General features: G+C 71.0%; 20 protein-coding genes. 8 read left to right on the top strand and 12 right to left on the bottom strand.

All coding sequences use genetic code 11. The features are described 5' to 3' along the window. Positions 1 to 72 precede the first annotated feature (72 nt). Entirely contained in the window at positions 73 to 1,170 is a 1,098-nt protein-coding gene (locus tag ACP4E5_RS18815; protein WP_425830199.1) for a hypothetical protein, read from the bottom strand. A 144-nt stretch (positions 1,171 to 1,314) separates the two neighbouring features. Here ACP4E5_RS18815 and ACP4E5_RS18810 point away from each other — a divergent pair, with 144 nt between their 5' ends. After that, a complete protein-coding gene (locus tag ACP4E5_RS18810; protein ID WP_425830197.1) occupies positions 1,315 to 2,490 on the top strand; it encodes a cystathionine gamma-synthase in 1,176 nt (391 codons plus the stop codon). A gap of 18 nt (positions 2,491 to 2,508) precedes the next feature. On the opposite strand, the gene ACP4E5_RS18805 is transcribed toward ACP4E5_RS18810, so the two are convergent. The 3 genes from ACP4E5_RS18805 to ACP4E5_RS18795 form a co-directional block, all read right to left on the bottom strand. Next, complete coding sequence (locus tag ACP4E5_RS18805; RefSeq protein WP_425830195.1) at positions 2,509 to 2,763, bottom strand: hypothetical protein; 255 nt, start codon at positions 2,761 to 2,763, stop codon at positions 2,509 to 2,511. Continuing rightward, on the bottom strand, positions 2,760 to 3,239 hold the full coding sequence (locus ACP4E5_RS18800; RefSeq protein ID WP_425830194.1) for a sigma factor-like helix-turn-helix DNA-binding protein: 480 nt from the start codon (positions 3,237 to 3,239) through the stop codon (positions 2,760 to 2,762). Before ACP4E5_RS18800 ends, ACP4E5_RS18805 begins: the two co-directional genes overlap by 4 nt. Before the next feature lie 78 nt (positions 3,240 to 3,317). Then, complete coding sequence (locus ACP4E5_RS18795) at positions 3,318 to 3,803, bottom strand: MarR family winged helix-turn-helix transcriptional regulator (RefSeq protein WP_425841458.1); 486 nt, start codon at positions 3,801 to 3,803, stop codon at positions 3,318 to 3,320. Positions 3,804 to 3,977: 174 nt separating this feature from the next. On the opposite strand from ACP4E5_RS18795, the gene ilvA reads away from it, so the two are divergent. From ilvA to ACP4E5_RS18780, 3 genes are all read left to right on the top strand, one after another. Continuing rightward, positions 3,978 to 5,228 (top strand): threonine ammonia-lyase, encoded by a 1,251-nt coding sequence (ilvA, locus tag ACP4E5_RS18790; RefSeq protein ID WP_425830192.1) that lies wholly within the window; start codon positions 3,978 to 3,980, stop codon positions 5,226 to 5,228. Between the two features lie 142 nt (positions 5,229 to 5,370). Further along, on the top strand, positions 5,371 to 6,366 hold the full coding sequence (locus ACP4E5_RS18785) for an ATP-binding cassette domain-containing protein (RefSeq protein WP_425830190.1): 996 nt from the start codon (positions 5,371 to 5,373) through the stop codon (positions 6,364 to 6,366). Further along, positions 6,363 to 7,169: an ABC transporter permease gene (locus tag ACP4E5_RS18780; protein ID WP_425830188.1), complete on the top strand. Its 807-nt coding sequence runs from the start codon at positions 6,363 to 6,365 to the stop codon at positions 7,167 to 7,169. The genes ACP4E5_RS18785 and ACP4E5_RS18780 overlap by 4 nt, the downstream gene beginning before the upstream one ends. 63 nt (positions 7,170 to 7,232) lie before the next feature. On the opposite strand, the gene greA is transcribed toward ACP4E5_RS18780, so the two are convergent. Then, on the bottom strand, positions 7,233 to 7,730 hold the full coding sequence (greA, locus tag ACP4E5_RS18775) for a transcription elongation factor GreA (RefSeq protein ID WP_425830186.1): 498 nt from the start codon (positions 7,728 to 7,730) through the stop codon (positions 7,233 to 7,235). Positions 7,731 to 7,919: 189 nt separating this feature from the next. Next, positions 7,920 to 8,324, bottom strand: a complete 405-nt coding sequence (locus tag ACP4E5_RS18770; RefSeq protein WP_425830184.1) for a DUF4307 domain-containing protein — start codon at positions 8,322 to 8,324, stop codon at positions 7,920 to 7,922. 142 nt (positions 8,325 to 8,466) lie between these two features. Between ACP4E5_RS18770 and mca the strand changes: the two genes are divergently transcribed. Together mca and ACP4E5_RS18760 are read left to right on the top strand one after the other, a co-directional pair. Further along, on the top strand, positions 8,467 to 9,348 hold the full coding sequence (gene mca / locus ACP4E5_RS18765; RefSeq protein WP_425830182.1) for a mycothiol conjugate amidase Mca: 882 nt from the start codon (positions 8,467 to 8,469) through the stop codon (positions 9,346 to 9,348). Next, a complete protein-coding gene (locus tag ACP4E5_RS18760; protein WP_425830180.1) occupies positions 9,341 to 9,583 on the top strand; it encodes a hypothetical protein in 243 nt (80 codons plus the stop codon). Before mca ends, ACP4E5_RS18760 begins: the two co-directional genes overlap by 8 nt. 283 nt (positions 9,584 to 9,866) lie before the next feature. On the opposite strand, the gene ACP4E5_RS18755 is transcribed toward ACP4E5_RS18760, so the two are convergent. Further along, the gene (locus ACP4E5_RS18755) at positions 9,867 to 13,079 is read right to left on the bottom strand and encodes a tetratricopeptide repeat protein (protein WP_425830178.1); all 3,213 of its coding nucleotides are present in this window, start codon (positions 13,077 to 13,079) and stop codon (positions 9,867 to 9,869) included. Between the two features lie 118 nt (positions 13,080 to 13,197). Between ACP4E5_RS18755 and ACP4E5_RS18750 the strand changes: the two genes are divergently transcribed. Continuing rightward, the gene (locus ACP4E5_RS18750; RefSeq protein WP_425830176.1) at positions 13,198 to 15,216 is read left to right on the top strand and encodes a thioredoxin domain-containing protein; all 2,019 of its coding nucleotides are present in this window, start codon (positions 13,198 to 13,200) and stop codon (positions 15,214 to 15,216) included. A gap of 10 nt (positions 15,217 to 15,226) precedes the next feature. Here ACP4E5_RS18750 and ACP4E5_RS18745 read toward each other — a convergent pair whose 3' ends face one another. The 3 genes from ACP4E5_RS18745 to trhA form a co-directional block, all read right to left on the bottom strand. Next, positions 15,227 to 15,841: a TetR/AcrR family transcriptional regulator gene (locus tag ACP4E5_RS18745; protein ID WP_483030245.1), complete on the bottom strand. Its 615-nt coding sequence runs from the start codon at positions 15,839 to 15,841 to the stop codon at positions 15,227 to 15,229. Between the two features lie 5 nt (positions 15,842 to 15,846). Continuing rightward, positions 15,847 to 17,400: a DHA2 family efflux MFS transporter permease subunit gene (locus ACP4E5_RS18740; protein WP_425830172.1), complete on the bottom strand. Its 1,554-nt coding sequence runs from the start codon at positions 17,398 to 17,400 to the stop codon at positions 15,847 to 15,849. A gap of 106 nt (positions 17,401 to 17,506) precedes the next feature. Beyond that, a complete protein-coding gene (gene trhA, locus ACP4E5_RS18735; protein ID WP_425830170.1) occupies positions 17,507 to 18,190 on the bottom strand; it encodes a PAQR family membrane homeostasis protein TrhA in 684 nt (227 codons plus the stop codon). Between the two features lie 249 nt (positions 18,191 to 18,439). Between trhA and ACP4E5_RS18730 the strand changes: the two genes are divergently transcribed. Next, positions 18,440 to 20,296: a phosphoenolpyruvate carboxykinase (GTP) gene (locus tag ACP4E5_RS18730; RefSeq protein WP_425830168.1), complete on the top strand. Its 1,857-nt coding sequence runs from the start codon at positions 18,440 to 18,442 to the stop codon at positions 20,294 to 20,296. 66 nt (positions 20,297 to 20,362) lie between these two features. Here the strand turns inward: ACP4E5_RS18730 and ACP4E5_RS18725 are convergent, their stop codons facing one another. After that, the gene (locus tag ACP4E5_RS18725) at positions 20,363 to 20,761 is read right to left on the bottom strand and encodes an SCO4983 family protein (RefSeq protein WP_425841455.1); all 399 of its coding nucleotides are present in this window, start codon (positions 20,759 to 20,761) and stop codon (positions 20,363 to 20,365) included. 86 nt (positions 20,762 to 20,847) lie between these two features. Next, positions 20,848 to 22,059, bottom strand: a complete 1,212-nt coding sequence (locus tag ACP4E5_RS18720; RefSeq protein WP_266713527.1) for a pyridoxal phosphate-dependent aminotransferase — start codon at positions 22,057 to 22,059, stop codon at positions 20,848 to 20,850. Positions 22,060 to 22,237: the final 178 nt, after the last annotated feature.

Here is a 22,237-nt window from a genome sequence, read left to right as displayed (position 1 = left end):
GGGGAGGATGCACCGCTTCCACGCCCAGTCGCCTGGTCGCCCGGTCGCCCGGTCGCCCAGGCGCCCAGGCGCTCAGTGCCGCAACGTCGCCGGGCTTCCGCCGTTCGCCTCGTAACCGGCGACGGCGAGCGCCCGGTACACCGCGTACGAGGCCGCCGGGTCGTGCTCGGCGGTCCACGGGATCGCGCCCACGTGCCCGTCGACATGCACCAGCTGCTGCATCGCCTCGGACCAGCGCTCGCTGCGCACCAGGAAGAACACCAGCAGGTGCCGTACGTGCGCGAGCATCGGGTCGTCGGGACGCGCTGCGTGCACCGCGAACAGCGCCCCGTGCAGCGCCTTCGTGACGACCTCGCTCTCGTAGAAGCCACGCACCAGGTTCACGTCGGGCACGTGCTCGTACAGCGCGAACAGCGGCAGCGCCGCCAGCAGCGAACCGCGCGGCGCACGCGCGGCGGCGGCCTCCGCGAACGAGAACGCCTGCTCGCGCGAGCCGTGCCACTTCTCCGTCCAGTAGCGAAGACCGGCCAGATGCGCGCCCATGTGCCCCGGCGCGGTGTCGAGGATCTTCAGCCACAGTTGCTCGAACTCGGCCTGGGAGTAGCCCAGTCCGCGCGCGACCGCGAGATGCGTGATGTGCGGGACGGGGTCGCCGGGGGCCAGCAGCGCCGCCTGCTCGCAGGCATCGCGCGCCTCTTCGAGGACGATCCGCTGCTCATCGGGGGTGCCGCCGCCGCGCCACGCCTGCTGCACCAGGAACTCGGCGAAGACTTGCGCCCCGCCCGCGTCCTTCGGCGCCTGCGACCGCCACGCGTGCAGCCACCCGGCACCGAGCCGCGGCGTCTGCTGGGCCTCGAGGGCGGCGGCCCCGGCGATCGCCTGCACGCGCTCCCACCGGGTCTCGGTCTCCTTGCCGGTCCCGGCGAGCAGCTGGGAGGCCGCCGTGAAGTCCTGGTTCCGCTGCACGACCGCCATCACGTCGAGCAGGTCCTCGTCGGGACCCGGCAGCCGCACGTCCAGGTCCTCCTGCATCATGAACCCGTAGTCCGCCGGGTCCGCGGCGTCCGGTGAGCCCGGTGCGACCTGCCGAATCCCGCCGCGGCGGCGCAGCAACTGCGACACCACGAGCCCGATCATGACCGCGGCCATCAGACCCCAGAGAATTCCCATATCAACAACGCTAACGTGCCGGTCCGACACGTGGTTCCCGACCGCGTTCCGACCGCGATGGCGACAAGCGGCGGCGACAGGCGATGGCGACAAAAGGGCGCTGCGCCCCACCTCCACGCGCCCGAGCGCCTACGCTCGGCCCCCATGAGCGACACGCACAGCCACAGCGGCCACGCCCCGCGCGGCTTCGAGACCACCGCCATCCACGCCGGCAACACGGCAGACCCCGTGACCGGCGCCGTCGTCCCGCCGATCTACCAGGTCTCCACGTACAAGCAGGACGGCGTGGGCGGCCTGCGCGGCGGCTACGAGTACAGCCGCAGCGCCAACCCGACCCGTACCGCCCTGGAGGAGAACCTCGCCGCGCTGGAAGGCGGCCGGCGCGGGCTCGCATTCGCCTCCGGGCTCGCCGCCGAGGACTGCCTGCTGCGTACGCTGCTCAGCCCCGGCGACCACGTGGTCATCCCGAACGACGCCTACGGCGGCACGTTCCGGCTGTTCGCGAAGGTCGTCTCGCGTTGGGGCGTCGAGTGGTCGGTGGCGGACACCAGCGACGTCGAGTCGGTGCGCGCCGCGATCACCCCGTTGACGAAGGCCGTGTGGGTGGAGACGCCGTCCAACCCGCTCCTCGGCATCACCGACATCGCCGCCGTCGCCCAGGTCGCCCGCGAGGCCGGGGCCCGGCTCGTCGTCGACAACACCTTCGCGAGCCCCTACCTCCAGCAGCCGCTCGCGCTCGGCGCCGACGTCGTCGTGCACTCGATGACCAAGTACATGGGCGGCCACTCCGACGTCGTGGGCGGCGCCCTCGTCGTGGGCGACGACGCCCTCGCCGACGAGCTCACGTTCCACCAGAACGCCATGGGCGCCATCGCCGGCCCGTTCGACTCCTGGCTGGTGCTGCGCGGCATCAAGACGCTGCCCGTCCGCATGGACCGGCACAGCGAGAACGCGACCCGCGTCGCCGACATGCTGTCCCGCCACCCGCGCGTGACGAAGGTGCTCTACCCGGGCCTGCCCGAGCACCCCGGCCACGAGATCGCCGCGAAGCAGATGAAGGCGTTCGGCGGCATGGTGTCCTTCCAGGTCGAGGGCGGCGAGGAGGCGGCCGTCGAGGTCTGCGACCGGGCGCGCCTGTTCACGCTGGGCGAGTCCCTCGGCGGCGTCGAGTCCCTCGTCGAGCACCCCGGCCGGATGACGCACGCCTCCGTCGCGGGCTCCGCCCTTGAGGTCCCCGCCGACCTCGTACGCCTCTCCGTGGGCATCGAGTCGGTCGACGACCTGCTCGCGGACCTCCAGCAGGCGCTCGACGAGAAGTAACGCTCCCTGTACGGGAGTTCACCAGCCGGTCAGTTGTGGAGTCGTCGTCGAGGGCGGCTCCACCCACGGCCGCTCGACCATCGCCCACACGACGAACGTGACGACGGCGACGACCAGCACGAACCACAGGAACCGCGACACCGCCCGGCGCCGCTTGCGCGCGCGTCCGCCCTTGCGCATCGCGTCCGCACACAGCTCCGCCGGCACCACCGGCGCGGGCCCGCCGTCGAGCACGGCACGCACGGCCGCCTCATTGCGCTCCTGGAGACTCATGCCGGCGCCGCTCCCCGCAGCTCGGCGGGCGCGGGGCCGCGCGGCGGGTGCAGGACGAGGGCCATCGCCCGCGCGTGCACGGCACGGACGCGCTCCACCGGCAGCCCGAGCAGCGACGCGGTCTGCTCCTCGCCGACCCCTTCGAAGAGCCGCAGCACGAGGACGAGCCGCTCCTGGGGGCTGAGCCATCCCAACGCGCCGCCACGCGCGCGATGTTGCCGCCACGTGCCGCGCGCGAACCGGGTGGCCAGCTCCTTGCGCGTGCAGTCGTAGGGATCCTCGCCCCGAAGACGGTCCCAGGAGGCGTACGTCCGGCCGAGGGCGGCCGTGAGCAGCTTCCGCGCGCGCGGGTTGTCGTCCGCCGGTTCCCCCGTCAGCAGCGTCGCGGCACGCAACAGCCGCCCGGCCGCGCCCGCGACGAACGCCTCGAACTCACGGGCTCGGCGGGCGTCTCGCAACGCCTGCCGTTCGCGCACCCTTCATATGAGGCCGACCACGGCTCCCTGGTCAAGAGGCGGGAGCCGCTCACGCCGTACCGGTGTGCCCGGGAACCGTCAGGAGTCGGCCGGCGGCGTCGGCTGCCCGTGGCGCGCGGACAGCGCGGTATTGAAGCGCGCGAGGAGCGCGCAGAACTGCTCGCGCTCCTGCGGCTCCCACTCCTGCGTCAACTGCGCCATCAATTCCTGCCTGGATGTGCGTACCTCGTCGAGCCGCGCCGCACCGCGCGGCGACAACTGCAACACCACCGCACGTCCGTCCTCCGGGTGAGAGGTGCGCTTGACGAGACCCGTGTCGACGAGCGGGGCGACCTGCCGGGTCACCGTCGAGGAGTCGATCCCCATGCTCGACGCGAGGGCCTTGACGCCCATCGGGCCTTCCTTGTCGAGGCGGTTGAGCAGCAGGTAGGCCGCTCGGTCCATCGAGTTGCGCACCTGCCCGACCCCGCCGAGCCGGGTCTGTTCGGCGCGGCGGGCGAAGACCGCCACCTCGTGCTGGAGCGTTTCGAGGAGGCCGGGGTCACCAGCGGTCGTCATGTCCATCGTTTCCTGTGGTGTGGGCATGGCCGGGGGCTCACTTCATGCGTGGGTGTGGATTGCACTGGATTGGCCCACAGGGTACGCGGCGAAAGCGCTGGCCGTACCGGCCGTGCGCAATCCGGTCTCGCAGCGTGAGCATCCCGAGAGGCGTGCGCCGTGAGCTGCAAGACTTTCGTCATGAGCAACAGCGCGTCTGACTACTTGCCGACCTCGCCCTCCTCGACGGCCGCGGTGACCCTCGACGACGTCCGCGGCGCACAGAAGATGCTCTCCGGGGTGGCGCGGGTGACGTCGATGGCGCACAGCCACCACCTCTCCCAGCTGGCCGGGACCCCGGTCCACCTCAAGTGCGAGAACCTCCAGCGCACCGGATCCTTCAAGCTGCGCGGCGCCTACGTGCGGATCGCGGGCCTGCTGCCCGAGGAGCGGGCCGCCGGGGTCGTGGCCGCGAGCGCAGGCAACCACGCGCAGGGAGTGGCCCTCGCCTCCTCGCTCCTCGGCGTGCGCTCCACGGTGTTCATGCCGGTCGGCGCGCCCCTGCCGAAGGTCGCCGCGACCCGCGAGTACGGCGCCGAGGTCCGCCTGCACGGCCAGGTCGTCGACGAGACCCTCGCGGCGGCGCAGGAGTACGCCGAGAAGACGGGGGCGGTGTTCATCCACCCCTTCGACCACCCGGACGTCGTCGCGGGCCAGGGCACGCTCGGCCTGGAGATCCTGGAGCAGTGCCCGGAGGTGCGGACCATCCTGGTCGGCGTGGGCGGCGGAGGACTCGCGGCCGGCATCGCGGTCGCGGTGAAGGCGCTGCGGCCCGACGTGAAGGTCATCGGCGTCCAGGCGGCGGGCGCGGCCGCGTACCCGCCCTCGCTCGCCGCAGGGCACCCGATCGCGATCCAGGCGCCGTCCACGATGGCCGACGGCATCAAGGTGGGCCGACCCGGCGACGTCCCGTTCGCGCTCGTCTCCGACCTCGTCGACGACGTCCGTACGGTCTCGGAGGACGCGCTCTCCAGCGCCCTGCTGCTCTGCCTGGAGCGCGCCAAGCTGGTCGTCGAGCCCGCGGGGGCGAGCCCCGTCGCGGCGCTCCTGAGCGAGCCCGGAGCCTTCGAGGGCCCGGTCGTCGCGCTGCTGTCCGGCGGCAACATCGACCCGCTCCTCATGCAGCGCGTCCTCACCCACGGGCTGGCCGCGGCGGGCCGCTACCTGTCGCTGCGGCTGCGCCTGACCGACCGCCCCGGCGCCCTGGCCACGCTCCTCCAGGTGTTGTCGGTGGCCGACGCCAACGTCACCGATGTGAGCCACGTACGGACCGATCCGCGGCTCGGGCTCACGGAGGCGGAGGTGGAGCTGCACCTGGAGACGAAGGGGCCCGCGCACTGCACCGAGGTCGGCGCGGCGCTGCGGGAGGCGGGCTACACCGTCATCGAGTAATACCGTCGCGGTACGCGATGTATCGCGTTAGTGTTTCCCGTGCGGCGCGCTTCACTCGTTCGGCAGGCAACCTGAACCCGGCAAATTTACACTTTCCTCACATAGTCGGTCAGCGGTAGCCACCACACACTGGGGGGACCACATGCCAGGCGCCATCTACGCCGAAGGTCTGGTGAAGACCTTCGGCGACGTAAGGGCCTTGGACGGCGTCGATCTGGACGTACCCGAGGGCTCGGTCCTCGGCCTGCTCGGGCCGAACGGGGCGGGGAAGACGACAGCCGTGCGCTGCCTGACCACCCTGCTCACGCCGGACAGCGGCAAGGCGGTCGTCGCGGGCATCGACGTCGCGAAGCACCCGAACGAAGTGCGCCGCTCCATCGGCCTGTCCGGCCAGTTCGCGGCGGTCGACGAGTACCTGACCGGGCGCGAGAACCTCCAAATGGTCGGGCAGCTCTACCAGTTGTCGAAGAGGGACGCCAAGAAGCGGGCCGTCGAGCTCCTCGAGCGCTTCAACCTCGCGGACGCGGCGGACCGCCCCTCCAAGACGTACTCGGGAGGCATGCGCCGCCGCCTCGACCTGGCGGCCGCCCTCGTCGTGTCCCCGCCCGTCATGTTCATGGACGAACCGACGACCGGCCTCGACCCGCACAACCGGCAGCAGCTGTGGGAGGTGATCCAGGAACTGGTCGCCGGCGGTACGACGCTGCTGCTCACCACCCAGTACCTCGAAGAGGCCGACCACCTGGCGCACGACATCTGCGTCGTGGACCACGGCCGCGTCATCGCCCGCGGCACCGCCGACCAGCTCAAGGCGCAGACCGGCGGCGAGCGCGTCGAGGTCGTCGTGCACGAGCGCGAGCACATCGAGACCGCGCGCGAGATCCTCGCGGGGTTCGGCAAGGGCGAGGCCAAGGTCGACCAGCACACCCGCAGGCTGACCGTCCCCGTCACCGGCGGCGCGAAGCTCCTCGCGGAGGTCATCCGCGACCTGGACGCCCGCGGCATCGAGATCGACGACATCGGCCTGCGCCGCCCGACCCTGGACGACGTGTTCATCTCACTGACCGGGCATGTCGCCGAGGAACCCGCGCCCGACGCGGACGAGCCGGTCGAGGGCCCGAAGGGGGCGAGGAAATGAGCGCCTGGAGCGACTCCCTGGTCGTCGGCAAGCGGAACCTCATTCGCATGACCAGGATTCCCGAGATGATCCTTTTCGGGATCATCCAGCCAGTGATGTTCGTGGTCCTGTTCACGTACGTCTTCGGCGGCTCGATCGCCATCCCCGGCGCCGGGGTCAGCGCCGACGCCTACAAGGAATTCCTGATGGCCGGCATCTTCGCCCAGACCGTCACCTTCGCCACGGCGGGCGCCGGCGCGGGCATCGCGGACGACATGCACAAGGGCCTCATCGACCGGTTCCGTTCGCTGCCCATGGCGCGCGGCGCCGTGCTCACCGGCCGCACCCTCGCCGACCTGGTGCAGACGGCGGTGACGCTGGCCGTGCTCGCGGTGGTGGCGCTGCTCGTCGGCTGGCGGACGCACGAGAACCTCGGCAAGGTCCTGGCGGGCTTCGCCCTGCTCCTGCTGCTCGGGTACGCGTTCACCTGGATCGGCGCGCTGATCGGCCTGTCGGTGCGCACCCCGGAGGCGGCGACCTCGGGCGGCCTGATCTGGCTCTTCCCGCTGACGTTCATCTCGAACGCGTTCGTTCCGGTCAACGGCATGCCGAAGGTCCTCCAGTACATCGCGGAGTGGAACCCCTTCAGTGCCACGGTGGCGGCGGCCCGCGACCTGTTCGGGAACACGATCGACGGCGTGCCGAAATCGGTGACCGGCGCCTGGCCGATGGAGCACCCGGTCTGGGCCTCCGTGATCTGGTCCGTCCTGATCATCCTGGTCTTCCGCACCCTCGCGGTCCGCAAGTACCGCAAGGCGGCCTGACGCGTGAGTGGGGCCCCGCGGCGTGCACGCCGCGGGGCCCCACTCATGTACAGCTGTGGCGCGTCAGCCGTTGAAGGGCTCCGCCTTGAGGATCTTGACCGAGGCCTTCTTGCCGTTCGGCAGTTCGTACTCGGCGTCCTCGCCCACCTTGTGGCCGTTGACCCCCGTACCGAGCGGGGACTGGGGCGAGTACGTCTCGAAGTCGCTGCTCGCGTACTCGCGCGAGGCGAGCAGGAACTCCAGGGTGTCGTCCTCATCGCCGTCGAAGGCGATCGTGACGACCATGCCGGGCGCGACCACGCCGGTCGCGGCCGGGGCCTCGCCGACCTTGGCCTTCTCCAGGAGCTGCGTCAGCTGGCGGATGCGGAGCTCCTGCTTGCCCTGCTCCTCCTTGGCCGCGTGGTAGCCGCCGTTCTCCCGCAGGTCGCCCTCTTCGCGCGCCGCAGCAATCTTCTGCGTGATCTCCTCGCGCGCGGGACCAGACAGGTACGCCAGCTCGTCCTTGAGCTTGGTGTACGCCTCCTGCGTCAGCCAGGTGACGTCTTCGCTGGTCTGGGTCACAGGTCGCTCCTCGTAGGTACTGGGTATACAAAGCATCGCCCTACTCAGAAGGATGTTCCCTACTGAGTGGGCGAAACCACGAGCCTAACAATTCAGGCGTGAAAGGGGGAGGACAAAAGGCATCAGTGTTGCGTCGGCGCAGGTCAGAGCCCGCCGTTTCACCGTCCCGTATCGACAATCAGGCGGCGATCAGTCGGCGTGGCAGCCCAGGAGCTCCGCGGTCGTGCCGTGGCCCGCCGTCTTCAGCGTGACGACCTTGTCGATCCGATCGGTCTTCTGGTCGAAGCGGAAGTCGGCGCGTCCCACCTCGGCGCCCGCGGCGTCCTGCGAGCGGATCGTGCAGTAGCCGGTGGCGTCGGTGTCCTTGCGGATCTCCATGTGGACCTGGACGTCGTGCTTGCTCGTGTCGAAGGCGATGACCTCGCCGCTGAACTTGCTGCCGCCGACGACGTAGTACCAGCCGAACCAGATCATCAGGGCCGCGAACAGGGCGCCGAGGACGATCCCGGCGATCTTCAGCTTGCGGTCGGCGCGGCCGTCGGCGGAGCGCGAGGATCCGTATCGGCCCTCGGGCAGCTGTTGCACGGCGCTCATCCGCCAGTTCCTCTCGCGTCGCCCGACATGTTCGCCATGTTCCAGGGCACCGGAATTTTCCGCCCCCCGGTTCCGTCACTATAGAAGCCGCCCACGACGCACCAGGAACCCGGGCGCCCCATATCTCACCGAGGAACTTCTCTTGACTGAGCAGCTGCGACTCATGGCCGTTCACGCCCACCCCGACGACGAGTCGTCGAAGGGCGCGGCCACGATGGCCAAGTACGTGTCCGAGGGGGTGGACGTGCACGTCGTGACCTGCACGGGCGGCGAACGCGGCTCCATCCTCAACCCGAAGCTCCAGGGCGACAAGTACGTCGAGGAGAACATCCGGGAGGTCCGCCGCAAGGAGATGGACGAGGCGCGCGAGATCCTCGGCGTCAAGCAGGACTGGCTGGGATTCGTCGATTCGGGGCTGCCCGAGGGCGACCCGCTGCCGCCGCTCCCGGAGGGCTGCTTCGCCCTGGAGGACGTCGACCACGCGGCCGGCGCCCTGGTCAAGCAGATCCGCGCCTTCCGCCCGCAGGTCATCACGACGTACGACGAGAACGGCGGCTACCCGCACCCCGACCACATCATGACCCACAAGATCACGATGGTGGCGTTCGACGGTGCGGCCGACGCCGAGAAGTACCCCGAGGACGAGTTCGGCCCCGTCTACCAGCCGAAGAAGCTCTACTACAACCAGGGCTTCAACCGGCCGCGCACCGAGGCGCTGCACAACGCGCTCCTGGAGCGCGGCATGGAGTCCCCGTACGGGGACTGGCTCAAGCGCTGGGACGACATGGCGCGCGCCGAGCGCACGCTGACCACGCACATTCCGTGCGCCGACTTCTTCGGGATCCGCGACAAGGCGCTGATCGCGCACGCCACGCAGATCGACCCCGACGGCGGCTGGTTCCGCGTGCCGATGGACATCCAGCAGGAGGTCTGGCCGACCGAGGAGTACGAGCTCGCGAAGTCGCTCGTCGATACCTCCCTCCCCGAGGACGACCTCTTCGCGGGCATCCGACACAATGCCTGATGTGAACGCGAATCTGGCATTGACCCATCTCGTCCCCCTCGCCGCCAAGGAGGTCGACGAGAACAAGGTGACTCCGGGTGTGCTCGGCTTCATCGTCTTCGCCGTGATGGCCGTCGCGGTCTGGGGCCTGATGAAGTCGATGAACAAGCACATGGGCAAGGTCGACTTCAAGGAGAAGTCCGACGAGCCCGCCGGTGCGACGAGCGGCAAGGACGCCGGGCGGACGTCCGCCTGAACCCGCCGTCGGCCCCGCGCACGCGAGCGCGCGGGGCCGTTGCGCTGCCCACCGCGCGCCCCCGCCTGTCATGTTCAGGGCGGACTGCCGGACGGGCGCCCGGCCAGGCCTAGGTCCTGTCTTCAAACTCCCGTCTGCGTCGCGGCGCCTGGCACGCACCCTCGCGGCGTTGCCGAAGAGCCCGAGTAGCTCCGCTACTAGGACTCTCCGGCGCCTTGCGATCGCACGCACCAGGCGCCGCGACACCGCCCTGCGGGCGACGACGGGAGTTTGAAGACACTCCCTAGGTCCGCTGGGCCTCCTTGGCCACGCCCATCACGTCCCGCGCGTGCCGGTTCGGCACCATGCCGAGGCGCCAGGCCTGCCAGCCGGCGTCCAGATCCACGCCCCGCTCCAGGAGCAGCTGGTACGCCTCCACGTAGTCGTCGAGCTTGCCGTCGCGGGCCGGATGCGTGGCGCGGGCGAGCTGGGACAGCTCCTCCTGGGCCACCGCCGTGCCCACCTCCGAGCCGCCGGGGGAGGCGTACGGGAGCAGGGTGCAGCGCAGGAACGTCGCCCAGTCCTCGCCCCTCTGGTCCTCGTACCCGGCGAAGATGGCCGCCGCCTCCTCGCACAGCTCCATCGCCTGCGCCAGCCGCGCGTTGCCCGCGTCGACCACCGCGAGCTCCAGGCACGTCCACCCCTCGCCGTGCGGCACGCCGATGCGCTGGAAGTCGGCGCGGGCGTCGACCAGGAGCTGCCGGGCGAAGCCGGAGTTGCGCAGCGAACCCGTCTGCGCGGCCCGCTCGTCGCGGGTGACGCGCGCCGAGTGGTGGCGGGCGCAGGCCAGCCCGTACACGTCGCGCATCCGGGAGAACATCGTGCGCGAGCGCTCCAGCTCCCGCACCGCCTTGTCGAGGTCGCCGGTCTCCTCCAGGGCCTGACCCAGGTAGTAGTACGTCCACGCCTCGCCGCGCGCGTCCTCGTTCTCACGGTGCCGGGACGCCGCCTGGCGCAGCCCGTCGACCGCCGCGGACGCCTCGCCGTCCATGAGCCGGGCGCGGGCCAGCTCGGTCAGCGCCCAGGCCTGGCCGCGGCCGTCGCGGGTCTGCCCGTACAGGTCGAGCGCGGCCCGCAGCTCCTCCTCCGCGCGCGGCACGTTGCCCATCCGCAGGCACAGCTGGCCGAGCTGGAAGTGCGCCCATGCCTCGCCGTGCAGCGACTCGTTCTCGCGGTGCAGGGCGAACGCGTCGGTGAGCAGGGCCAGCGACATGCGTACGTTCGCGCGGTCGCGCTCGACCGCCGCGAGCGCGTGCAGCGTCCAGCCGCGGTCGCCCTTCGTCTCCGGCGTCGTCTGAAGGTCGAGCGCCTCCCGCAACTTGGCCGCCGCCTCGGTGAGTTGGCCCTGGTGGTGCAGGGTGATGCCGAGCGAGCACAGCGCGCGGCCCTCGCCCGCCCTGTGGTGCGCCTCGCGGTAGAGGTCGACCACCGAGGACAGCGTCGTACGCGCCTTGTCGAGCTCGCCGAGCTGACGGGCCGCGATACCCGTGCGCCACTGGACCGAGCGCATGAGCAGGCCCTGGTCGATGGACTGCGTCAGCTCCTGGATCTCACCGAGCCGGTAGAGGTCGCCGCGCAGCAGGCAGTAGTCGCACAGCGCGCCGAGCAGGCCGAGCACGGCGTCCTGGTTGACGCCCTCCGCGTGCCGCAGCGCCGCCGTGATGAAGCTCGACTCGTCGTCCAGCCAGCGCAGCGCCGCGTCCAGGGACGTGAAGCCGTGCGGCCCGGTCTGGCCCGCGCGCGTCGACATGTTGCCGTCGACCAGGCGGATCACCGAGTCGGCCAGGTCCGCGTAGTTCTGGATCAGGCGCTCCTGCGCGGCCGTGCGCTCCGCGGGCTCCTCCTCGTCGGCGAGGCGGGCCTGGGCGAAGGCGCGGACGACGTCGTGCAACCGGTAGCGGCTGCCGCGCACGTGGTCGACGAGCCCGGCCCCGGCGAGCGCCGTCAGATACCGCTTCGCCTCCGCCGTGTTGGTGGCGAGCAGCGCCGCCGCGGCGGCCGACCCGAGCGAGGCCCGCCCGGCCAGCGCGAGCCGCCGCAGCAGCCGCCTGCCCTGTTCGGACTGGTCGGTGTAACGCAGCCACAGCACCCGCTCGACCGGGTCCACGGGACCGTACGCGGCGAGGTCGGCGGCGAGCTGACGCGTCGTACGCGGGCCGATCGCGGACCCCGCGACACGCAGCGCGAGCGGCAGGTCACCGCACAACTCCCTTACGGCATCCGTGGATTCGGCGTCGTAGGGGCCGCTCGGATCCTCCGCGGCCTCCCGCAACAGCTCCTCCGCGCCCGCCGCGTCCAGCGCCCGCACCGGCAGGTGGTGCACCCAGGCGGGCGTGTCGTCGCCGAGCTCCAGGGGCTCGCGCGAGGTGACGATCACGAGGCTGTCGGAGCGCTCCGGGACGAGCGTACGGACCTGCTCGGCGCCCGCCGCGTCGTCGAGCACGATCGTCACGGGCAGCCCGGTCAGATGCTGGTGGTACAGCTCGCTGAGCCGCTTGACCTGCTGCTCCTGCGACGACCGCTCACGGAAGAGCAACTGCTCGCGCGGCGCCCCGAGCCGGTTCAGCAGGTGCAGCAGGGCGTCCCGCGTGGGCAGCGGCGGCGCGTCCGGGCGGTCGCCGCGCAGATCCACCACGCACGCCCCGCGGAACTGGTCCCGCAGCTCGTGCGCCGCGCGCACCGCGAGCGTCGTGCGCCCCGCGCCCGGATCCCCGTGCAGCACCACCACGGTCGGCCGGGTCTCGGTGCTGGCCCGCGCCGCGTGCACCCACTGCGCGATCTGCGACATGGCGGCCCGCCGCCCCGCGAACGGCCCCTCGGGCTCCGGCAGTTGACCGAACGACTGCTCAAGCACGCTCCTGCGCCGCGCCGCCGCACTCTTGTCGGTCCGCCGCAACTGCGGCGTCGGTTTGTTCGAACCCCCCGCCCCCGTCGACGCCGCGAGCACCCGCTGCTGATCGAGGAACGGCCTTATACCCCGCACTTCCAGCGCCGTCAGCCACTGCAACCGCAGCTGCTCGGGCCCGCCCGGCTGATTGCGCGCCCCGGCGCTCCGGCTCGCGGCCGGCACGTGCAAAGCGGTCACCTTCGCGACGGTCGCCGCGGACCCCAGCACGGCGACGGCGACACCCGCCCCCACGGCCGTCCCGGCCCCCGACCCCAGCACCAGATCCGCCACACACGCGGTGACGGCCCCAACCCCCGCCACCATCAACGGCGTTGACCCACCCTCCTTGGCGAACCGCTGCCCGAACGACATCCGCCCCGCGTCCGCCTCGTCGAGGGCCCGGGTGAACGCGTCGTACTCCTCGGCCGCGCTGCGCCCCATCGCGTCGAGCGCGCCCTTCGCCCGCGACAGCAGCACGCCCCCGTCCGCACGTCCGCCCGACCGCCTGACCTCTTCCTCCACGGCCCGAGCCAACAGCCGTTCGGCTTCCGCCCGATGGCTGTCCCGCATCTTCGGTCCCCCTCCGGTGGCGACAGTACGGGTCAAGTGTGCTGCGTATGGGGTGTCGGCGCGAGGGTCCAGGCGATCAGAGACGCGACGTGGATCGCCATGAGCGAGGATGGGAGACATGCCGAACCGACTGGCCCATGAGACGTCCCCCTACCTCCTCCAGCACGCCGACAACCCGGTGGACTGGTGGCCCTGGTCGACCGAGGCCTTCGCGGAGGCGCGGCGGCGCGGGGTGCCGGTGCTGCTCAGCGTCGGGTATTCGAGCTGTCACTGGTGTCATGTGATGGCCCACGAGTCCTTCGAGGACGAGGCCACCGCCGCCGTCCTGAACGACAACTTCGTCAACATCAAGGTCGACCGCGAAGAACGCCCCGACGTCGATGCCGTCTACATGGAGGCCGTGCAGGCCGCCACCGGCCAGGGTGGCTGGCCCATGACCGTGTTTCTGACGCCGGACGCCGAGCCGTTCTACTTCGGTACGTACTTCCCGCCGGAGCCGCGGCACGGGATGCCCTCGTTCACCCAGGTCCTGCACGGCGTACGGGACGCCTGGACCGAGCGGAACGGCGAGGTCACCGAGGTCGCCGGGAAGATCACCGCCGATCTGGCCGGGCGCGAACTGCCGTACGGGAACGCGGAGTTGCCGGGCGAGAACGAGTTGTCGCAGGCGCTGCTCGGGCTCACGCGCGAGTACGACGCGACGTACGGCGGTTTCGGCGGCGCGCCCAAGTTCCCGCCGTCCATGGTGATCGAGTTCCTGCTGCGGCACCACGCGCGCACCGGCGCCGAGGGTGCGTTGCAGATGGCTACGGACACCTGCGAGCGGATGGCGCGCGGCGGGATCTACGACCAGCTCGGGGGCGGGTTCGCGCGGTACTCCGTGGACCGGGAGTTCACTGTTCCGCACTTCGAGAAGATGTTGTACGACAACGCGCTGCTCTGCCGCGCCTACGCCCACCTGTGGCGCTCCACGGGCAGTGAGCTGGCCAAGCGCGTCGCCCTGGAGACCGCCGACTTCATGGTGCGGGAGCTGCGGACGAACGAGGGCGGGTTCGCGTCCGCGCTCGACGCCGACAGTGAGGACCCGGTGATCGGGAAGCACGTCGAGGGCGCGTACTACGTGTGGACGCCGGGGCAGCTCGCCGAGGTGCTCGGGGAGGCGGACGCGGAGGCCGCCGCCCGCTACTTCGGCGTCACGGACGAGGGCACCTTCGAGGAGGGCGCCTCCGTGCTCCAGCTCCCGCAGGAGGACGGGGTGTTCGACGCAGGGCAGGTCGAGCGGATCCGGGAGCGGCTGCGCGAGGCCAGGTCCCGGCGGCCCGCTCCCGGGCGGGACGACAAGGTCGTCGCCGCGTGGAACGGGCTCGCGATCGCCGCGCTGGCGGAGACCGGCGCGTACTTCGGCCGGCAGGACCTCGTGGACGCCGCCGTGTGCGCGGGCGACCTGCTCGTACGCCTGCACATGGATCCGCTGGCCCGGCTCGCGCGGACCAGCAAGGACGGGCGCGTCGGGGCGAACGCGGGCGTCCTTGAGGACTACGCCGATGTCGCGGAGGGCTTCCTCGCGCTCGCGTCCGTGACCGGTGAGGGCGTGTGGCTGGAGTTCGCCGGGTTCCTGCTCGACCACGTCCTCGACCGGTTCACGGATCCGGAGAGCGGCGCGCTGTACGACACCGCCGCCGACGCGGAGAAGCTCATCCGCCGGCCCCAGGACCCGACCGACAACGCGACGCCCTCGGGGTGGACCGCCGCGGCGGGCGCCCTCCTCTCGTACGCGGCGCACACCGGCTCGGAGCCGCACCGCACCGCCGCCGAGCGCGCCCTCGGCGTCGTCAGGGCGCTGGGCCCGCGGGCGCCGCGGTTCATCGGGAACGGGCTCGCGGTCGCCGAGGCGCTGCTCGACGGGCCGCGCGAGATCGCCGTGGTGGGGGAGGTCGGCGGGCGGATGCATCATGCGGCGCTGACCGGGGCCGCTCCCGGGGCCGTCGTCGCCGCGGGACCCGAGGGCAGTGACGAGCTTCCGCTGCTGGCCGACCGGCCGCTCGTCGACGGGAGCGAGACGGCCTACGTGTGCCGGCACTTCGTGTGCGACGCGCCGGTGACCGATGTCGACGGGCTGCTGCGGATGCTGGGGTAGCGCGGGCCCCTCAGAGGCCGTGCTGCACCGTGTCGAGGGCGCGCAGCACCGGCTCGGTCATGTCGCCCTCGTAGCCGTGCTCGGCCCAGTGCCTGACCGCCTCCAGCAGCGCGGCGATCAGGGACATCGCGTACACCCGGACCTCCAGCTCGCCCGCGTCGCGGCCGGTTCGCTCCGCCAGCACCCGGCACAGCAGCCGGCCCGTCTCCGACATCGACTCCATGAGACGGGAGCGCACCGCGGGCACCTCCGTCTGAAGGCGCAGGCGCAACATGGTCACTTCGGGGTCCTCGGACTCCGCCGCGAGACGCAGGCTTTTGGTGATGACGTAGCGCAGCGAGTCCACGAGGGACTCGTCGGCGGGGCGGGCGAGCAGCTCCCGTTCGAGGATCGGGTCGAACTCGTCCGTGAGGACGATGTCCTCCTTGGTCGGGAAGTACCGGAAGACCGTGGACGGAGACACCTCGGCGGCCTCGGCGATCTGCTCGACCGTCGTCGCGTCGTATCCCTGTTCCTTGATCAGACGGTAGGTCGCCTGCCGGATCGCCTGCCGGGTCTTGATCTTCTTCCGTTCGCGGAGCCCGGTCCTGGGCTCCGCGAACGGGGTCTGCGCTGAGGCGGTCATGCCCGTCATTGTCGTCCAGCGGCGCCCGGCACGGCCACTTCCCCGTCCGCGGGCCGCGGCTCGCCGGGGGGCAGGAAGAACGCGGCGAGCGCCGCGGCCGCGAGGGCGACGGCGCCGGTGACCACGAGGGCGAGGTTCATGCCGTGTACGTACGCGGCGTTGGCCGAGGCCGCGAGGGCCGGGTCTCCGACGGCGCCCGCGACCACGTGGGCGCCCATGACGGAGTCGCGGGCGGTGCCGGCCGCCGCGTCCGGCAGACCTGTCGTCGCGAGGCGTGCCGTGTACGCGCCCGCGACGAGCGCACCCAGCAGGGCGACGCCGAGCGCGCTGCCGGTCTGCCGCACCGTGCTCAGGAGCCCGGAGCCGCGGCCCGCCTCGTGCGGAGGCAGGGCGGAGATCGCGCCGGTCATCGCGGGGATCATGGAGAAGGCGAGGCCGACGCCCGCGATGGACAGCCACAGGGCCGTGAAGCCGTAGCCGGACGTGGGCGTCGTTCGTGCGCCGAGGAACGCGGCGAAGGCGAGCACCGCCAGGGCGCCCCCGACCGTCAGGCGTGCCCCGGCCCGTGCGATCAGCGGCCCCGCGAGCCGTGCGGCGAGCAGCATGCCGCCGATCACCGGCAGGATGCGCAGGCCGGTGCCGAGCGAGTCGGTGCCGAGCACGGCCTGCAGATACGGCGGCAGCAGGAACAGCAGTCCGGCGAAGACGAAGTTGCCGAGCGTCGCGGTGGCGGTGTGGGTGAGAAAGGCGCGGTGGGTGAGCAGCGCGAGGTCGAGCATCGGCCGGCTGCCGCGCCGGTCGCGCAGGACCAAGGTGCCGAGCAGCACGACCGCCGCCGCGAATCCACTGATGACGAGCGGGTCGGTCCAGCCCCTGCCGGGGCCCTCGATGATCGCGTAGATGAGGGTGCCGAGGCCGAGCGCCGACAGGGCGGTGGAGACGACGTCGACCTTGGGCGCGGCCGGGTCCTTGCTCTCGGGGAGCAGGAACAGGCAGGCGGTGATGCCGATCGCGACCATCGGTACGTTCAGTACGAACACCGAGCCCCACCAGAAGTGGTCGAGCAGCCAGCCGCCGATGATCGGGCCGAGGGGCATGCCGAGCGCGGACGCCGCCGAGATCGCGCCGATGGCCTTCGTCTGCTCCTCGCGCGGGAAGAGCGAGGGGATCACGGACATCGCGAGCGGCATCACGAACGCGCCGCCGACGCCCATGAGGGCGCGGGCCACGATGACCTGCTCGACGTCGCCCGCGACCGCGCCGACCAGCGACGCGGCGAGGAAGACGCCCAGTCCGGCGATGAGCATCCGGCGCCGCCCGAACCGGTCGCCGAGCAGTCCGGCGGGCAGCAGCAGTGCGGCGAACACCACGATGTACGCGTCCGCCATCCACTGCTGCTCGCCGGTGGTGGCGCCGAGCTGTTCGGCGATCGTCGGCAGCGCGACGTTCAGGATCGTCAGGTCGAAGCCGAGCACCAGCATGCTCGCGACCAGGGCCCCGAGGGCCCACCAGCGCCTCGGATCGGGGCGCGTCTTCAACTGCTCCGTGACAGTGACCATAATTTGAGAGTAACTCTCAAATTCGAGTGACTGTCAACGGAGGGCCTCCCGGAAACGCGAAATGGCCGCGGCAAGCGAGCCGCGGCCATAGGGAGAAGAGGGCGTGTCAGCCGTGCTGGTACGCGACCAGCGAGATGCCGACGTAGTGCACGATGAACGCGGCGAGCGTGAGCGAGTGGAAGACCTCGTGGAAGCCGAACCAGCGCGGGGAGGGGTTCGGGCGCTTGATGCCGTAGATGACGCCGCCCGCGCTGTAGAGCAGCCCGCCGACGATCACGAGGACGAGCACCGCGATGCCGCCCGTGCGCATGAAGTCCGGCAGGAAGAAGACGGCGGCCCAGCCCATCGCGATGTAGCACGGCGTGTAGAGCCAGCGCGGGGCGCCGACCCAGAACACGCGGAAGATGATGCCCGCCGCGGCGGCCCCCCAGATGCCCCACAGCAGCCACTGCCCCTTGGTGCCGGGCAGCAGCAGCATCGTCAGCGGCGTGTACGTGCCGGCGATGATCAGGAAGATGTTCGCGTGGTCGAGGCGGCGCAAGATTCCGCCCGCGCGCGGCCCCCAGTTCCCCCGGTGGTAGAGGGCGCTGACGCCGAACAGCAGGCAGGCGGTCAGCACGAAGATGCCGCACGCGACCCGGCCGCGCGTCGAGTCCGCGAGTGCCGTGAGGAAGATGCCCGAGATCAGCACGGCGGGGAACATGCCCGCGTGCAGCCAGCCGCGCAGTCTTGGCTTCAGCACGGAGGGCTGGGCTGCTGGGACTTCGGGCTCCTCGGTGGCGACGCTCATCCCCGCATGGTACCTACGCGACCGTAGGTAACGGACAGGGTCAGTGGCCGGGCTCACAGTGAAGTGGCCATGCTCACCTCGCTCACCTGTGAGGCCCCCTGGACAGATGGGCGTTTCGGTCGGATGATCAAATGAGTGCGGTCGGCACCGGATGAGCGCCCACTGAGCTCCAGTGGATTGGGAGGCGCAGCGTCCGGGTCGCAGCCCCCACGGGGCAATCAACCTCAAAACCCTCATTTAGGAGCGATCGTGGCGCGCGACATCGCGGCTCCCTCCCTGGACACCCTCCCGACGAACCACCAGGAACTGATCTCGTGGGTCAACGAGATCGCCGAACTGACGCAGCCGGACAGTGTGGTCTGGTGTGACGGCTCCGAGGCCGAGTACGAGCGCCTCGCGGAGGAGCTCGTCGTGAAGGGGACGTTCAAGAAGCTCGACCCCATCAAGCGCCCCAACTCGTACTACGCCGCTTCCGACCCGTCCGATGTCGCGCGGGTCGAGGACCGTACGTTCATCTGCTCCGAGAAGGAGGAGGACGCCGGTCCGACGAACCACTGGAAGGCGCCCGCCGAGATGCGGGAGATCTTCCGGGGGAACGAGGGGAACGGGGGGATCTTCCGCGGCTCGATGCGCGGCCGGACCATGTACGTCGTCCCGTTCTGCATGGGCCCGCTCGGCTCGCCGCTCTCCGCGATCGGCGTCGAGATCACCGACTCGGCCTACGTGGCCGTGTCCATGCGCACGATGACCCGGATGGGGCAGCCGGTCCTCGAGGAATTGGGTGAGGACGGCTTCTTCGTGAAGGCCGTGCACACGCTGGGCGCCCCGCTGGGCCCCGACGAGGCGGACGTGCCGTGGCCGTGCAACTCCACGAAGTACATCTCGCACTTCCCCGAGGACCGCGAGATCTGGTCGTACGGCTCCGGCTACGGCGGCAACGCCCTGCTCGGCAAGAAGTGCTACGCGCTGCGCATCGCGTCCGTCATGGCGCGCGACGAGGGCTGGCTCGCCGAGCACATGCTGATCCTCAAGCTGACGCCCCCGCAGGGTGAGTCGAAGTACGTCGCCGCCGCCTTCCCGAGCGCCTGTGGCAAGACGAACCTCGCGATGCTGGAGCCCACGATCTCCGGCTGGACCGTCGAGACGATCGGTGACGACATCGCGTGGATGCGGTTCGGCGAGGACGGCCGGCTGTACGCGATCAACCCGGAGGCCGGATTCTTCGGCGTCGCGCCCGGCACCGGTGAGCACACCAACGCCAACGCGATGAAGACCCTGTGGGGCAACTCGGTCTTCACGAACGTCGCGCTCACCGACGACAACGACGTGTGGTGGGAGGGGATGACCGAGGAGACCCCGGCGCACCTCACGGACTGGAAGGGGAACTCCTGGACGCCCGAGTCCGCCCGCGAAGCAAATGGATACCGTCCGGCCGCGCACCCCAACGCGCGCTTCACCACTCCCGCCTCGCAGTGCCCGATCATCGCGCCCGAGTGGGAGGACCCGAGGGGCGTGCCGATCTCGGCGATCCTGTTCGGCGGGCGTCGCGCCTCGGCCGTGCCGCTGGTCACGGAGTCCTTCGACTGGAACCACGGTGTGTTCCTCGGCGCGAACGTGGCGTCGGAGAAGACGGCTGCCGCCGAGGGCAAGGTCGGCGAGCTGCGCCGCGACCCGTTCGCCATGCTGCCGTTCTGCGGCTACAACATGGGCGACTACATGGCGCACTGGGTGAAGGTCGCCGAAGGCAAGGACGCGGCCAAGCTGCCGAAGATCTACTACGTCAACTGGTTCCGGAAGAACGCGGACGGCAAGTTCGTGTGGCCCGGCTTCGGTGAGAACTCGCGTGTCCTGAAGTGGATCGTGGACCGTCTCGACGGCCGCGCCGAGGGTGTCGAGACGCCGATCGGCATCCTGCCGACCAAGGAGTCCCTGGACACGAAGGGCCTCGACCTGGCCGACGCCGACCTGGACTTCCTGCTGACGGTGGACAAGGAGGCGTGGCGTGATGAGGCGTCGCTCGTCCCCGCGCACCTCAACACGTTCGGCGACCACACGCCGACGGAGCTGTGGGACGAGTACCGCAAGCTGGTGGACCGCCTCGGCTGACGCCGGAGACCGGACATGGGTGGGCCCCCGCACGCGCCGCGTGCGGGGGCCCACCCATGTCTTTGCCTAGGCGGCGACGAGCGCGTGGGCCTCCATGCGCTGCGCGGCCAGGATCGCGGCGGCGGTGTCGGCCCGGGAGGCCGCGACCACCAGGGCGCGGCCCGCGAGGGCGTGCGCCCGCTGGTGCAGCGCGCCGATGCCGGGTTCGTGGATGGCCGCGGCCACCGACGCGCGGACCGGCATCAGGCCTCCGCGCAACCGTGCCACCTGGGTGGCCAGTGCCTCGGCCGCCTCGTCCAGGTCGGCGCTCGGCGTGAGGTGGCGCAGCTCGTCCGTCACGGCGAGGAGCGCGGCCAGGTGCCCGGCGAGCTGGATGTCCAGCTCCTCCTCGCGGGAGCGGTGCGGGAATTCGCCGCTGTCGGCCGCCGTCGAGTGGACCGACTTGGTGCGGATCGGCTCGTACATGGGAGGCCTCCAGGGCATGCGTGGCAGCTTGGCCTCCATCGTACCTTAGATCTTGTCTAAGTTAGAACTTGTCCAAAGTAGGAGTGTCACGGCTGGCTGTAGCCGTCCAGGAAGTTCCCGATCCGGGTCACCGCCTCCGTCAGCTGCCGGGTGTCGGGCAGCGTGACGACGCGGAAGTGGTCGGGCTCCGGCCAGTTGAAGCCGGTGCCGTGCACGACCATGATCTTCTCGGCCCGCAGCAGGTCGAGCACCATCTGCCGGTCGTCCTTGACCTTGAAGACCTTGGGGTCGAGGCGCGGGAAGAGGTACAGGGCCCCCTTGGGCTTCACGCACGTCACGCCCGGGATCTGGGTGAGCAGCTCGTACGCGACGTCCCGCTGCTCCTTCAGCCGCCCGCCCGGCAGCACCAGGTCGTTGACCGTCTGGCGTCCGCTGAGTGCCGCGACGACGCCGTGCTGGCCCGGCATGTTCGCGCACAGGCGCATGTTCGCCAGGATCGTCAGGCCCTCGATGTACGACTCCGCGTGCGCGCGCGGGCCGGAGATCGCCATCCAGCCGACGCGGTAGCCGGCCACGCGGTACGCCTTCGACATGCCGTTGAAGGTGAGCGTCATCAGGTCCGGCGCGATGGCGGCGGTCGGGGTGTGCGTGGCGTCGTCGTAGAGGATCTTGTCGTAGATCTCGTCGGAGCAGACGAGGAGGTTGTGGCGGCGGGCGATGTCGGTGATGCCGCGCAGCATCTCGTCGCTGTAGACGGCGCCGGTGGGGTTGTTGGGGTTGATGATGACGATCGCCTTGGTGCGGTCGGTCACCTTGCGCTCGATGTCGGCGAGGTCCGGCATCCAGTCCGCCTGCTCGTCGCAGCGGTAGTGGACGGCGGTGCCGCCGGAGAGCGAGACCGCGGCCGTCCACAGGGGGTAGTCGGGGGCGGGGACGAGCACCTCGTCGCCGTCGTCGAGCAGTCCCTGCATCGCCATCACGATCAGCTCGGAGACGCCGTTGCCGATGAAGACGTGCTCGACGTCGGTCTCCACGCCGAGGGTCTGGTAGTGCATCATCACCGCGCGGCGGGCGGCGAGGAGGCCCTTGGCGTCGCCGTAGCCGTGGGCGTCGCCGAGGTTGCGGAGCATGTCCTCGAGGATCTCCGGCGGGCACTCGAAGCCGAACGCCGCCGGGTTGCCCGTGTTGAGCTTCAGGATGCGGTGCCCTGCCGCCTCCAGCCGCATCGCTTCCTCGAGAACCGGGCCCCGGATCTCGTAGCAGACGTTGGAGAGCTTGGTCGACTGGATGAGCTGCATCCCCAAACTTTACGGCCGCGTTTCGGGATGCCGCGCACCCTTTGTCGGCCGGTGGGGCGGCGCGGGCGGCCCCGGTTTCGGATGCGGTGGCACGCGGTGCCGGATGCCTCCGGAACGGCGGGTTCCGGGGTGGGCGGGGCTTGGATGGGGCGGGTCGCGGGGGCGGGTGAGATGGGCC

The organism is Streptomyces fractus (assembly GCF_049844455.1).
GTDB classification, from domain to species: domain Bacteria; phylum Actinomycetota; class Actinomycetes; order Streptomycetales; family Streptomycetaceae; genus Streptomyces; species Streptomyces fractus.
This window is presented reverse-complemented; position numbering and strand designations above follow the sequence as displayed.

Bases quoted from the DNA above. Each gene is read 5' to 3' on its own strand.
- ACP4E5_RS18810 (WP_425830197.1), top strand. From the start codon at position 1,315: ATGAGCGACACGCACAGCCACAGCGGCCACGCCCCGCGCGGCTTCGAG.
- ACP4E5_RS18720 (WP_266713527.1), bottom strand. From the start codon at position 22,059: ATGCAGCTCATCCAGTCGACCAAGCTCTCCAACGTCTGCTACGAGATC.
- ACP4E5_RS18805 (WP_425830195.1), bottom strand. From the start codon at position 2,763: ATGAGTCTCCAGGAGCGCAATGAGGCGGCCGTGCGTGCCGTGCTCGAC.
- ACP4E5_RS18725 (WP_425841455.1), bottom strand. From the start codon at position 20,761: ATGTACGAGCCGATCCGCACCAAGTCGGTCCACTCGACGGCGGCCGAC.
- trhA (WP_425830170.1), bottom strand. From the start codon at position 18,190: ATGAGCGTCGCCACCGAGGAGCCCGAAGTCCCAGCAGCCCAGCCCTCC.
- ACP4E5_RS18740 (WP_425830172.1), bottom strand. From the start codon at position 17,400: ATGGTCACTGTCACGGAGCAGTTGAAGACGCGCCCCGATCCGAGGCGC.
- ACP4E5_RS18755 (WP_425830178.1), bottom strand. From the start codon at position 13,079: ATGCGGGACAGCCATCGGGCGGAAGCCGAACGGCTGTTGGCTCGGGCC.
- ACP4E5_RS18760 (WP_425830180.1), top strand. From the start codon at position 9,341: ATGCCTGATGTGAACGCGAATCTGGCATTGACCCATCTCGTCCCCCTC.
- ACP4E5_RS18745 (WP_483030245.1), bottom strand. From the start codon at position 15,841: ATGACCGCCTCAGCGCAGACCCCGTTCGCGGAGCCCAGGACCGGGCTC.
- ACP4E5_RS18750 (WP_425830176.1), top strand. From the start codon at position 13,198: ATGCCGAACCGACTGGCCCATGAGACGTCCCCCTACCTCCTCCAGCAC.
- ACP4E5_RS18780 (WP_425830188.1), top strand. From the start codon at position 6,363: ATGAGCGCCTGGAGCGACTCCCTGGTCGTCGGCAAGCGGAACCTCATT.
- ACP4E5_RS18815 (WP_425830199.1), bottom strand. From the start codon at position 1,170: ATGGGAATTCTCTGGGGTCTGATGGCCGCGGTCATGATCGGGCTCGTG.
- ACP4E5_RS18795 (WP_425841458.1), bottom strand. From the start codon at position 3,803: ATGGACATGACGACCGCTGGTGACCCCGGCCTCCTCGAAACGCTCCAG.
- ACP4E5_RS18770 (WP_425830184.1), bottom strand. From the start codon at position 8,324: ATGAGCGCCGTGCAACAGCTGCCCGAGGGCCGATACGGATCCTCGCGC.
- ACP4E5_RS18785 (WP_425830190.1), top strand. From the start codon at position 5,371: ATGCCAGGCGCCATCTACGCCGAAGGTCTGGTGAAGACCTTCGGCGAC.
- ilvA (WP_425830192.1), top strand. From the start codon at position 3,978: ATGAGCAACAGCGCGTCTGACTACTTGCCGACCTCGCCCTCCTCGACG.